Annotated in this window: 11 protein-coding genes; 3 read left to right on the forward strand and 8 right to left on the reverse strand. The window is 62.5% G+C overall.

Going from position 1 to position 13,042, the window contains the following annotated elements:
• The first annotated feature begins 40 nt into the window (after nt 1-40).
• From K3728_13305 to K3728_13315, 3 genes are all read left to right on the forward strand, one after another.
• On the forward strand, nt 41-1,672 hold the full coding sequence (locus K3728_13305) for an AMP-binding protein (GenBank protein UWQ94672.1): 1,632 nt from the start codon (nt 41-43) through the stop codon (nt 1,670-1,672).
• 64 nt (nt 1,673-1,736) lie between these two features.
• Nucleotides 1,737-2,048, forward strand: a complete 312-nt coding sequence (locus K3728_13310; protein UWQ94673.1) for a hypothetical protein — start codon at nt 1,737-1,739, stop codon at nt 2,046-2,048.
• 82 nt (nt 2,049-2,130) lie between these two features.
• Entirely contained in the window at nt 2,131-3,150 is a 1,020-nt protein-coding gene (locus K3728_13315; protein UWQ94674.1) for a hypothetical protein, read from the forward strand.
• Between the two features lie 58 nt (nt 3,151-3,208).
• On the opposite strand, the gene K3728_13320 is transcribed toward K3728_13315, so the two are convergent.
• The 8 genes from K3728_13320 to K3728_13355 all read right to left on the reverse strand — a co-directional run bounded on the left by K3728_13320 (nt 3,209) and on the right by K3728_13355 (nt 12,969).
• On the reverse strand, nt 3,209-4,393 hold the full coding sequence (locus tag K3728_13320; GenBank protein UWQ94675.1) for an SPOR domain-containing protein: 1,185 nt from the start codon (nt 4,391-4,393) through the stop codon (nt 3,209-3,211).
• Nucleotides 4,394-4,465: 72 nt separating this feature from the next.
• Nucleotides 4,466-5,113, reverse strand: a complete 648-nt coding sequence (upp, locus tag K3728_13325) for a uracil phosphoribosyltransferase (GenBank protein UWQ94676.1) — start codon at nt 5,111-5,113, stop codon at nt 4,466-4,468.
• Nucleotides 5,110-6,096 carry an adenosine deaminase gene (locus K3728_13330; protein ID UWQ94677.1) on the reverse strand — a complete coding sequence of 329 codons (987 nt, stop codon included), beginning with the start codon at nt 6,094-6,096 and terminating at the stop codon, nt 5,110-5,112. Before K3728_13330 ends, upp begins: the two co-directional genes overlap by 4 nt.
• Nucleotides 6,093-7,298 (reverse strand): phosphopentomutase, encoded by a 1,206-nt coding sequence (locus tag K3728_13335; GenBank protein UWQ94678.1) that lies wholly within the window; start codon nt 7,296-7,298, stop codon nt 6,093-6,095. Before K3728_13335 ends, K3728_13330 begins: the two co-directional genes overlap by 4 nt.
• Complete coding sequence (locus K3728_13340) at nt 7,299-8,609, reverse strand: thymidine phosphorylase (protein UWQ94679.1); 1,311 nt, start codon at nt 8,607-8,609, stop codon at nt 7,299-7,301.
• Nucleotides 8,606-9,004 (reverse strand): cytidine deaminase, encoded by a 399-nt coding sequence (locus K3728_13345; protein ID UWQ94680.1) that lies wholly within the window; start codon nt 9,002-9,004, stop codon nt 8,606-8,608. The genes K3728_13340 and K3728_13345 overlap by 4 nt, the downstream gene beginning before the upstream one ends.
• 67 nt (nt 9,005-9,071) lie before the next feature.
• The gene (locus tag K3728_13350) at nt 9,072-10,601 is read right to left on the reverse strand and encodes a response regulator (protein ID UWQ94681.1); all 1,530 of its coding nucleotides are present in this window, start codon (nt 10,599-10,601) and stop codon (nt 9,072-9,074) included.
• 91 nt (nt 10,602-10,692) lie between these two features.
• Nucleotides 10,693-12,969 (reverse strand): NADP-dependent malic enzyme, encoded by a 2,277-nt coding sequence (locus tag K3728_13355; protein UWQ94682.1) that lies wholly within the window; start codon nt 12,967-12,969, stop codon nt 10,693-10,695.
• Nucleotides 12,970-13,042 lie beyond the last annotated feature (73 nt).

Here is a 13,042-nt window from a genome sequence, read left to right on the forward strand (position 1 = left end):
CCAGTTTTGGCGGCTGATTTACCTTGGGGAGGAGCGTACGATGGGCTGGATGAAGGACGAGACCGGGCTTGATAAAACACCCGCCAACTTTGTGCCGCTGACCCCCCTTAGCCATCTTGCCCGTGCTGCCCGTGTGTTCCCTAACCGGCTGGCCGTGATCGACGGGACCCACCGCAAGACCTACGCCCAATACCACGCCCGAGTGTCGCGCCTTGCCTCTGCGCTGACCAAGCGCGGGATCAAGCCCGGTGATGTCGTCTCGACCATCCTGCCCAACACCTATGCCCATGCCGAAGCGCATTTCGGCGTTCCGGCGGCGGGCGCAATCCTTAACGCCATTAACATTCGGCTCGATACCGCCACCGTGGCCTATATCTTTGACCACGCCGAGACCTCTTTGATCCTTGCCGACACGCAATTCCTGCCGCTGGTGGAACAGGCCGTCGCCGCCATGGACGGCCCCGTCCCGTTGATTATCGAAGTGCCCGATGCCGACGCAGGCCACCCCGCCACGGGCCGCTACACCACCTATGAAGATCTACTTGCTGAAGGCACGCCCGACGCCCCTTGGCTGATGCCCGAAGACGAATGGGAAAGCATCGCGCTGAATTACACCTCTGGCACCACGGGGCGGCCCAAGGGCGTCGTCTACCACCACCGGGGCGCGTACCTGATTACCATGGGCACGCCGATCAGCTGGCGGATGACGCTTTACCCTGTCTACCTGACGATTGTGCCGATGTTTCATTGCAACAATTGGTGCCACACTTGGATGATGCCCGCCGTGGGCGGCACCCTTGTGTGCTGCCGCGATATCACTGCCGCGGCCATCTACAACGCCATCGCGGATGAGGGCGTGACCCATATGGGCGGCGCGCCTATCGTGTTGAATATGCTGGTAAATGCCAAAGACGCCGACAAACGCGCCTTTCCTCACACGGTAGAGGTCTTTACCGCCGGCGCCCCGCCCGCCGCCGCCACCTTGGCAGCGATCGAGACGATGGGGTTTCACGTCACGCAGGTCTACGGCCTGACCGAAAGCTATGGCCACGCGACGGAATGCGTCTGGCAAGACAGCGACTGGTCCGAGCTTGATGCGAGCGCCCGCGCAGGCATCAAGGCCCGCCAAGGGGTCGCCCTGCCGAACATGGACCATATCACCGTCATGGACCCTGAAACGATGCAGCAAATCCCCATGGATGGCACCGCCACGGGGGAAATCATGATGCGCGGCAACGCCACCATGAAGGGATATTACAAAAACCCAGAAGCCACGGCCGAGGCGTTTGAGGGCGGCTATTTCCACACCGGCGACATCGCCGTTCAGCATCCTGACAGCTACATTCAGATCTCAGACCGCGCCAAGGATATCATCATCTCGGGCGGCGAAAATATCTCCTCCGTTGAAGTCGAAGGCGTGCTGATGCATCACCCCGCCGTGTCCCTATGCGCCGTGGTGGCCAAGCCCGATGACACATGGGGCGAAACCCCCTGCGCCTTTATCGAGCTAAAGGACGGCGCCACAGCCACCGAGGCCGAGGTCATCGCCTTCGCCCGCGAACGCCTTGCAGGCTTCAAGACCCCCAAAAACGTCGTGTTCACCGAACTCCCCAAGACCTCCACCGGGAAGATCCAGAAGTTTGAACTGCGTGGGCTGGCCACGGCGCTTTAGGGTCAGTTTGGAGAATTCTCCTTTTCTGTTATGATTTGGCTATTTCAGAAGGGGAGTATTAGAAATGTCGTATCGAAGCATTGCGCTTGTCTCGGGGCTTTGTGCCTTGACCGGATGTGTAAGCCTATTTGATCGCGGGAACACCTATGAGCTTGCCCCGGTCACTTTCGAAAGCACCGAATACACAATCTTTGAACGTGTCAGGAGCGTGAACGCCTCGGTCGATGATCCTCGCAATGATCCGCATGCCACGAGGGCGGTCTATGCACGGGTCGGCCAAGGGGCCACCGTATATTGTGGGACCTCGCGGGTCGGATGCGAAGCCGCGATCATGCGCTTCAACCGGGGGCAACAGCGCGGCGACGAGATGTACTAGGCCCGCATTAAGTTGAGCGTCCGTCAGCCATCCTCTAAGCTGTCATTCTAACCAATTCGGTTGGCAGGTTCAGGCACCCATAATGACCGCACTAGAGCAATACAATCGGCTGGAGGCCCTTGGCCTTTGGCGCGAACGGGCCGACGAACAGCGGCGCGAGGTTGTCGTGTCGTTGGGCGAGGCGACGCTTGTGATGTCGTCGGCCTCCGGCGACGCGCTTGGCCATTGGTCCTTGCCCGCGGTCGAGCGCTTGAACCCCGGCAAGTCCCCCGCACTCTACGCCCCTGCCCGCGACAGTGATGAGGAACTGGAGATCGCCGACGTCGATATGATCGCCGCGATTGAACGGATCCGCACGGCCATTGCCAAGGCCCGTCCCCGGCCCGGCAGGCTGCGCCTAGTGCTTGGCTTGGGCTTCATCGCAACCGCCGCCGCACTGGCGGTGTTCTGGCTGCCCGGCGCGTTGACCCGGCAAACGGTCTCGCTTCTACCCGAGGCGAAGCGGGTCGAGATCGGCCAGCAATTGCTCGCGCAAATGACTCATATCGCGGGCCGTCCCTGCACCGGGCGCGGCGGGCGCACCGCGCTCTTGCGGCTGGCCGTGCGCACCTTTGGGGCTGATAATGCGCCGCAATTGGTGATCTTTCCTGCCACGATCCCCGATACGCTCGGCCTGCCGGGAAACATCGTCGCCGCCTCTGCCGCCTTGGCCGAGGATTTTGAGACGCCCGAGGTTTTCGCAGGCTACCTTCTGGCCGAAGCCGTGCGTGTCGCGGCCTCGGACCCGGTAGAGGTCTTCCTGTCCGAGGCGGGCCTTGGCGTCACCTTCCGCCTGCTGACCACCGGCGAAATAGCAGAGGAGGCGATCCACGCCCACGCCGCCCGCCTGTTATCCCGCGACGGGGCCCATGTGCCCGATGCCGCCCTGCTGGAACGGTTCGAGGCGGCGCAGATATCGTCGCAACCCTACGCCTTTGCCCGTGATGTCTCGGGCGAGCAGGTCTTGGGCCTGATCGAAGCCGATCCCATGCGCGGCATTGCCGGGGAACCGGTGCTAAGCGATGCCGATTGGGTCAGCCTGCAAGAAATCTGCACCAGCTGAACCGCCACAAAAAAGGGGCGCAAAACCTGCGCCCCTTCCCAAAAATCTGCCCAATGGCTCAGTTGCGCGTGATCGCGCCGCCGAAGCCTGCGCTACGGGTCTGCACCAAAGCGCGCCCTAGGGATTGCGCGTCGTTGTAAGGCCCCGCCATGACAACGAACAGCGTCTGACCCTGACGTTGGATCTGACCGATCCGTGCCGGAAGACCCGATGCCGCAAGCCGGTTGTAGGCGCTTGTTGCGTCCCCTTGGCCTTGGAACGTTCCCGCCAAGACATGGCGATGGCCCGCGCCGACGCGCACCTCGTTCGAGGGTGCAACAGCCGTTTCGGCCAGTGGCAACCGGGCGCGTGGGGCTGGTGTGCGAACCTCAGCCGAGGCCAAAGCGCCCGTGGACGGAGTCGGCGCGGCAGTGCGCGATGCCAGTGCGGCGGCGGCAGCCTGACGACGGGTGATCACTTGCGTGCCCCGTGTGATGGGAACCGAGACCAGACGGCGCGGCACGGTATTGGTCCAAACCTGCTCCATCTGGGCTTGGCCCGTGGGCGTGCCTACGCCGCGAAGCGGGTTCAGGCGGCCATCATCCCATGCCACTTCATAACCGGGAGGTGGGGCGCTTAGGGCAAAGCTGCGCGGCGTACCGGTCCGAGGCTCAGCGCTGCCGCCAAGGCCCGACTGAGGGCCAACGGTGCCGGGGAAAGTGCCCTGCGGACCACAGCGAACATCCTCTCCGCTGAAATAGGGCTGATGGGCGGCGGGAAGGTTGGGGCAACCCGTTGTCACCTGCGGGGCGGTGATGGTCACGGGCGCGGGCGCAGTCACTTGCACCTGCGGCGCGGCCACAACGGGGGCCGGCGCGGGGGCAACCGGCGCAGGCGCCGCGGCAATAACAGGGGCTGGTGCGGGCGCAACGGGTGCAGGTGCGGGCGCGGCTGATGGCGCAGGCCCGCCGATCACGGTAACGCGGCTGTCGTCGGTCAGGTCCGGCTGAGTCCGTGCCACGCCGCTGGTCGGCGTCTGTCCGCAAACTTGGTTACGGTCACGCCCTACGCGCGGCACCCATTCCGTGGCGGCGCCAAAACCGACGCGCACAAACACGCAGCCCCGACTGTCGATATATTGATCGCCTGTGTAGGACGAGGACGGCACTTCTGCCGGAACACCCTGTGCGAAAGCCGCACCGGGCAGAACGAGCCCCATAGAAAGACTCAAAACGGCGGCACTGCGCCAATGCTTGATAGACATGCGATATCCCCCAGATAAACGCTTGGGGATATCTAGGGCGAAATGTGACGCCAAGTAAAGGGTATCAAACGGTTATTTAGTGCCGAACATGCGGTCACCCGCATCCCCTAGACCCGGTACGATATAGCCGTGATCGTTCAAGTGGCTGTCGAGCGAGGCGGTCACGATTGGCACATCGGGATGCGCCTCTTTCATCCGCGCGACCCCTTCGGGCGACGCCAGCAAGCACAGGAACCGAATGTTGCGCGCCCCGCCCTCTTTCAGGCGGTTCACGGCGGCCACGGTGGAATTCCCCGTCGCCAGCATGGGATCAACCACAATGGTCAGGCGGTCCTCCATAGCGTCGGGCACCTTGTAGTAATATTCCACCGGTTGCAGCGTTTCAGGGTCGCGGTAAAGGCCCACAAAACCCACCCGCGCATTCGGGATCAGCTCTAGGATACCATCCAGCAAACCGTTGCCAGCCCGCAGGATCGACACCAGCGCCAGCTTCTTGCCCTTGATCGCAGGCGCGTCCATCGGTTGCAGCGGCGTTTGCACCGTGACCGTGGTCATGGGCAGGTTGCGTGTCACCTCATAGGCCAGCAAGTGACTGATTTCGCGCAGAAGTTGCCGAAACGACTTGGTCGAGCACTCCACATCGCGCATCAGCGTCAACTTGTGCTGCACAAGGGGGTGGTCCACGACGGTCAAGTGGTCGGATGTCTGGGAATCGGTCATTGGGTCAGCCTTTTTCGGATCGTCTCTCGCGTTGTGTCATCGCAGAATGCAGCGTCCAGCGCCACCTGGTTTAGCTCTGCAAAAACCGCTTCGTCATAGCCGAAGGTGCGGGCGAGGTTCTCGTATTCCTGGGTCATCGTGGTGCGGAAGAATGGCGGATCATCGGTCGAGATTGTGACCTTCACGCCGCGGTCGCGCAGCCTTTCAATCGGGTGCTTATCAAGGCGCGGTGTCTCGCCGTTGAACACGTTGGAGGCGAGGAAAACGTTCGAGCCGGGGCAAACTTCCAGCGTGATATCACGCTCGATCAGCAGATCGCACAGCGCCGGATCGTCAATCGCCTGCACCCCGTGGCCGATGCGTGACGGAGAAAGCGCCTCGATGCTGTCGCGCACCGACTTCGCGCCCCCCCATTCGCCCGCGTGGGTGGTGATCTGTAGCCCTGCCTCGCGGGCGCAATCAAAGGCCCATTTAAAATCTGCGGGCGTGAAAGCATCCTCGGCCCCGCCCATGCCGAAGCCCGTGACGAAGTCACCCGCCGTCTCAGCGGCGCAAACTGCGGTTTGCTTGGCTTTTTCTCCGCCGAAGTGGCGAATGCAGGTGGCGATCCCGCGCATGGTGATGTCGGGCACCGCATGGGCGGCTTCTTCCATCGCGGCCAGATACTCGCGCCACGCCGCCACATCGCCGCCACCGCAGAAATCGGGCGAGATGAACATCTCGGTGTAGACAACCCCGTGGGAGGCGCTTTCTTCCAGCACAGCCTTGGTCAGGCGCAGAAATTCCTCTGGCCCCGTCAGCACCGAACAGGCGGCTTCGTATACTTCAAGGAAGTGGTGGAAATCGCGGTAGGCGTAGCCGCCATCTTCCGCAAATATCCCGCTGATATCTATGCGCTTTTCCTGCGCCAGACCGCGAATGAAGGCGGGCGGTGCAGCCCCTTCGATGTGAAGGTGCAATTCAACTTTTGGCAGATCTCTCATAGAAAACTCTTCCCTGCTCCGCGTTCCGACAGGCCCAAATGCGCCGCCACAGATGCGCCCACATCGGCGAAGGCGCGAACGCCCAGATGCCCGCTATAGGGGCCCTTGGCAAGCACCGGCACGCGTTCCCTTGTGTGGTCCGTGCCGGGCCAAGTGGGGTCGTTGCCGTGATCGGCTGTCAGGATCAGCAGATCATCGGGGCGCAAAGCGTCGAGCACGGGGGCAAGGGCCGCGTCAAACCACTCCAGATGCCGCGCGTAGCCCGCCACGTCACGGCGGTGGCCATAAAGGCTGTCAAACTCCACGAAATTGGCGAAGACAAAGGCACCCTCCGGCGCGGTTCGGGCGGTGTCCAGCAGGTGATCCATCAAGGCGGCGTCCGTGCCTTTGCGGACCTCTCCAGTGTTGCGGCCCGCGAAAATGTCGCTGATCTTGCCGATGGTGATAACCGGATGCCCGGCCTCTGTCGCCCAATCCAGCACGGTCTTTTGCGGCGGTTCCAGCGCGTAATCGCGCCGGTTTCCGGTACGCTGATAAGCCCCCGGCTTGCCCGTGAAAGGCCGCGCAATCACGCGCCCGATGCGCCGTTTATGGAGCATCGGGGCCAGCCCTTCACAGAGGCGTAGCAAGCGGTCGAGGCCAAAGGTCTCCTCATGGGCGGCGATCTGGAACACGCTATCGGCCGAGGTATAGCAGATCGGCCACCCGCTTTGTTCATGCTGCTCGCCCAGTCGCGCAATCACTTCGGTGCCGCTGGCGTGCTGGTTGCCCAAAGTGCCGTCCGTGCCGCAGAGGCGTTGCACCTCGTGCAGGATATCCATAGGGAAACTGTTTGTCTTTTCAGGGAAGTAGGCCCAATCAAACGGCACTGGCAGACCTGCCAACTCCCAATGGCCCGAGGGGGTGTCTTTGCCGGCGCTTACTTCTTGCGCGACGCCCCACAGGCCCGCGCCCTGCCCCTTGTCGCTGCTGTCGGGGTCCAGCGTTGCCCGCAATCCAAGGCTGTCCAGAACCGGCGTGGAAAGCGGGCCACTGCGGCCTTCGTCGGCATGGCCCGCCGCGCAGGCCTCAATAATATGTCCAAGGGTATGGGCGCCCGTGTCCGGCAAATCCCCGTTGAAGAACTCCCCCGCATCGGGCGCATGCCCGACCCCGACCGAGTCCATCACGACCAGAAAAGCCCGTCCTTTGGTGTCTGCCATTCAGGCAATCCTTTCGTGGATCAGCGGTGGCGTATCAATCGGTTTGTCCGACAGGGTGAAGGCGCGGCGCAACCGTGACGCGACGGCGCGGCCCTGATCCTCATCGGCGGCGTGAATGCGCACAAGCGGCGTTTCATTGTCCACCTGCATGCACAGACGCGCAATCTCCGACAGGCCAACCGCCGGATCAATCCGGTCGTCTTCCCGCATTCTTCCCCCGCCCAGATGCACCACCGCCTCGCCCAAGGCACGGGTATCAATGGCGGTAACATAGCCCGGCTGACCGGGATGGATATCCATCAACACCGGGGCGGCGGGCAACCTGTCGGGCCAGCGTTCCACGAAGTCTGCGGGGCCACCCAGTTCTGCGACCATCTCTCCGAAGGCGGCGGCAGCGTCACCGCTGGTGATCGCGGTTCTGATCCGGCCTTCGCCATCGGCGGCATCGGCGGCCAGACCGCCCAGCGCCAAGACCTCTCCGCCCAAGGCGACGGTCAATTGGGTCAACGCCGAGTCCGGGGTCGTGCCCGTCAACGCCTCCATCACTTCGATGATTTCCAGCGCATTGCCCGCGCTTCGCGCCAAGGGTTGGTTCATATCCGTGACCAGCGCCGAGGTCATGCACCCCGCCCCCTGCCCCGTGGCCACCAAGGCCTGCGCCAAGGCAATCGCTTCGGCCTCTGCCCCCATGAACGCGCCAGAGCCGACCTTCACGTCCAGCACCATCGCCTCTAACCCGGCGGCGAGCTTCTTAGATAAGATTGAGGCAGTAATCAGATCAATCGATGCCACCGTCCCCGTCACGTCGCGCACTGCATAAAGGCGCTTGTCAGCGGGGGCGATATCCGCTGTGGCCCCCACAATTGCGCAACCCACATCGGCCACGATGTCTTGCAAATCGTCGGGCGAGACATCGGTGTTGTAGCCGGGAATGGCCTCTAGCTTGTCCAGAGTGCCGCCCGTGTGCCCCAATCCGCGGCCCGAGATCATCGGCACAAACGCCCCACAGGCCGCCAAGGCCGGCGCCAGCAGAAGCGAGACACAATCGCCCACGCCCCCGGTTGAATGCTTGTCCAGAACCGGGCCATCCAACTGCCAATCCAGCACGTCGCCCGTGGCGCACATGGCGCGGGTCAGATGGGTGCGCCCTTCCTCTCCCAACCCCGTTTGGCACACGGCCATGGCGAAGGCGCCCGCTTGGGCGTCCGTGACTTCCCCTGATGCCAGACCAGTGGCGAACCAGATCAACTCTGCCTCGGTCAGGCGATCCCCTTGGCGCAGTTTCGTCAGGATCGTGCTGGCGTCGCTCATTTCGTCATATGCGCTGCGGTGAACACGCCCGGCAGCAAGGTCCCAACCTGCGTCGCTTCGGTCTTGCCTTCTGTTGTCGCCATGGTGATCGGCGCGTCCAAATCGGCAAATTCGGCCAGCTTCTGGCGGCATCCCCCGCAGGGCGGCACCGGGGCGGGGCTGTCGGCGATCACCGCCACTTCGGCGATGCGTGTATCGCCTGCGGCAATCATCGCGGCAATCGCCCCGGCCTCGGCGCAGGTGCCTTCAGGATAGGCCACATTCTCCACGTTGCAGCCCACATATAGGTTTCCCTCGACGGATCGGATTGCGCAGCCAACCTTGAAATTCGAGTAGGGAGCATGGGCGTTTTCGCGCACGCGGGTCGCTTCGTCGATTAATGTAGTGTCGGACATCAGGGTGCCTCTCTCGGGAACATCAGTAGTCGAGTGTGCGGCGATGTGCGGGCCAGTGCAAGCGCTCCTACGCCGAGGGGGCGCGCCGTTGCGCGATCAAGTCTAACAGGTCCGAAAGCGCCACCCTCAGATGATTGTAAATCAACGGTAATTGATCCAACTTTTCCCGCTTCGCCGCGATGTTCAACACTTCCGCCAATTGGCACAATCTATCGGCCCCCACCGCCCCCGCTATCGCGATAAGGATGTGGGTTTGCGCCCTAAGCTCTGTGACCGAGACGTTTGCGATGCCCCCGTCCAAGGCGTGACGCACGGCACTCAGGTCTTCTTCCATCCGCTGCAACAACTCGGCGCTCCCCTCTGGCCCCGCGGCGTCGAGCAGTTGCTCAAACCGGTATCCGTCCATCTTGGGCGCCAACCCCGCGCCCGCCAGCCCCGCGTGCTCGGGCCCCTCGGAAGGTGCCGGAAGCTTGCCCACATGGCGCAGGATCGAGCGGCCAAACTGCGCGCTTGATCCGATTGGTTTGCCGAAAATACCATCGGCACCGGCGGCGTAAATCGCCTCTCGATTATCGCGCAGAACGTAGGCCGTGATCGCGATCATCGGCAACTTGGCCAAAGCCCCTTCAGCGGCGCGGACCTGTTCCATCACCTCCAACCCCGACATCCTTGGCATCTCGATGTCGAGCAAGGCGATATCGAAAACTTCACGCCGCAACGCATCCATCGCAGCAATGCCGTCGGTCACGAAGATTGGGGCCGCGCCCATGGCTTCCAGCATCTGCCGCAGGATCGTCTGGTTCGTCAGGTTATCTTCCGCCACCAAGATACGTAGGCCGCTCAGGTCCGGCGGCTCTTGGAACTGCACCGGGGCCGCAATCCAGATGATTTTGTCCCAAGGGACGGTCAGGCAGGCAAAACCGCCTTCCCCGTTGCAGCCATTCGCCAGCGTGAGATCAGCCGCGATCTCGGCACTAAGAGTGCGGGCGATAGACAGGCCCAAACCGCTGCCCTTGTCGCTGGAAACACCGCCTTGATCGGCGTTTAAAACATGGTCAGGAAAGCCGCCCCCCCCGTCCTTGATGCAGACGAAAAAGCCCTCGTCGGCCTCGCAGTAGATCTCGGCCACCACATCGCTACTTTCTCCGTGGACAAGGGCGTTGCTGACCAGATTACCCACGATCCGGTCCAGCGTTATGGCTGAAATGCTCAACCGCTCGGGCATCTCGCTTTTTATCACAACCTTGAAGTGTCCGCCCCGTTCCGCTGCCCGCCCCGCCCATCGCTGCTCTAACGTAGTGAGCCAGTCCGTGACATTGACCGAGAGTTCCTCGGGCTTGATTTGAGTCTCTCCGGAGGCAACGAAAAGCGCGTCATCCACCAGCGCGGCCAGCGTGTCAGCGGCGGCGCGGATGCGGTCAATCTGGGTTTGGGCGTGAGGATCAAGGCGGGCGGTTTCCACCAGCCTAAGCCCGCCCAACACGTCCGACATGGCCGAGCGGATATCGTGGGACAGCCGTTGCAATGCCTCTGGGGAACTGTCCGCCAGCAGTTGCGGGGACCGAGCGACCTCGGGCAATGCCTTGTCCTCAGCCACGGCAATATCCCCTCGCGATTTGCCCCCTCAGCATGTCAGGCGCCTTCCCTATCTGCGACACGTCCTTTGGCAGTAGCGTTCCACCCGCCCCTTAACCGTAGTGGCTAACCGGCGTTCCGGCCAAGGCCGCGATGTTTAGCAAGCCCCGGGCGGTGATCGAAGGGGTCACGATATGCGCCTTGTTGCCCATCCCCATCAGGATCGGGCCGACCTCTAGCCCGTTGGCCTTTGATTTCAAAATGTTGCGCGTCGCCCCAGCCGCGTCGGTGGACACGAAGATCAAGGCATTCGCCGCGCCTTCCAGACGGCAATTGGGGAACACGCGGGCCCGCAATTCCTCATCCAATGCGCTATCGACGTGCATCTCGCCTTCATAGACAAAATTCCTCGGCTCACTGTCGAGGATCTCCAGCGCCTCGCGCATCACCCTGCCAGAATGGCTGTCGAGGTTGCCAAACTGGCTGCCCGAACAAAGCGCAATCTTTGGTGCCACCCCAAAGCGGCGCATATGGCGGGCGCAAGCGATGGTGGTTTCCGCGATCTGCGCGGCGGTCGGTTGCGGGTGGATCTGCGAATCCGCGATGAACAGCGGCCCGTCCTCTAGGATCACAAGACTCAACGCACCCACCGGTTTGTGGATCTCGCTGCCAAGGATTTCCGTGACATAGTTCAGGTGCCACAGATATTGGCCAAAGGTGCCGCAAATCAGGCTGTCGGCCTCCCCCCGGTTCACCATAACTGCGCCAATCGCCGTCGTGTTGGTGCGCATGATCGCGCGGGCCAAATCCGGCGAAACACCGCGCCTTGCCATGATCGAGTGGTAGGTTTCCCAATAATCCCGGTATCTTGGGTCGTTCTCGGGGTTCACCATCTCAAAGTCTTTTTCGGGGCGGATCACCAACCCGGCCCGTTCAATACGCGCCTCGATCACCTCAGGCCGGCCAATCATGATCGGCATGTCAGTGGTGTCTTCGATCATCGCTTGGGCCGCACGCAGCACCCGTTCATCTTCGCCCTCGGCAAAGACAATCTGCCGTTTCGAGGTCGCCGCCGCCTCAAACACGGGCCGCATCACGAGGGCGGATTTGAACACCGATTGGTTCAATTTGGCGCGATAGGCGTTGAGGTCTTCTATCGGCCGCGTCGCCACGCCCGATTCCATTGCCGCCTTCGCCACGGCACTGGCGACCACGGCGGACAGGCGCGGGTCAAAGGGTTTGGGGATCAGATAGTCGGGGCCAAAGGTCAGCTGCTCCCCCTTATAGGCGGCGGCGGCTTCGGCGCTGGTGGTGGCGCGCGCCATGGCCGCAATGCCTTCGATGCAGGCGATCTGCATGGCGTCGTTGATCTCGGTCGCGCCCACGTCCAAGGCGCCCCGGAAGATGAAGGGGAAACACAGGACGTTATTGACCTGATTGGGAAAATCGCTGCGGCCCGTGGCGATGATGGCATCGGGCGCGACGGCGCGGGCGGCATCGGGCAAGATTTCCGGCGTCGGGTTAGCCAGCGCGAAGATGATCGGTGTGGGGGCCATTTTCGCCACCATCTCGGGTGTCAGAACCCCCGGCCCCGACAGGCCAAGGAACAAATCCGCCCCTTCGATGACATCGCCCAAGTCTTTGGGCTCGGTGCCTTGGGCATAGGCATCCTTTTGCGGGGTGGACCCGCCGCGCCCTTCATAAACCAGCCCGTCGATATCGCATAGGAACACGTTCTCGCGCCGCACGCCCAGCTTCAGCAGCATGTTGAGGCAAGCAATCCCCGCCGCGCCGCCACCGGTGGACACGACCTTTATATCCTCAAACTTCCGTCCCGTGACGCGCAGCGCATTGGTTGCGGCCGCGCCCACAACGATGGCGGTGCCGTGCTGGTCATCGTGGAACACCGGAATGCCCATCCGCTCACGGCAGAGTTGTTCAACGATGAAACAATCGGGCGCTTTGATGTCTTCAAGGTTGATGGCGCCAAAGGTCGGCTCTAGGGCGCAGACAATATCGGCCAGCTTTTCGGGATCGGATTCGTTCACCTCTATGTCAAAGCAATCAATGTTGGCGAACTTCTTGAACAGTACCGCCTTGCCTTCCATCACCGGCTTCGAGGCCAGCGCCCCGATGTTGCCAAGGCCCAAAACCGCTGTCCCGTTCGACACCACAGCCACCAAGTTTCCGCGGGCGGTGTAGCGGGCGGCATTGGCCGGATCGGCCTTAATCTCAAGGCTCGCCTCCGCGACACCGGGGCTATAGGCGCGGGCCAGGTCGCGGCCATTGGCCAGGGGCTTGGTGGCGCGGATTTCTAGCTTACCGGGACGGGGAAACTCGTGATACGCCAACGCCGCCTCGCGCAGACCATCCTTCTTCTCTTCGCTCATACCAGCACCCTCCCGCAAATTAGTTTAACGTTAAACAGTCTCTATCAATGGACCAGCGCAAGATCACTGCGAC

The sequence above is a fragment of the Rhodobacteraceae bacterium M385 genome (genome assembly GCA_025141835.1).
GTDB lineage: Bacteria > Pseudomonadota > Alphaproteobacteria > Rhodobacterales > Rhodobacteraceae > Gymnodinialimonas.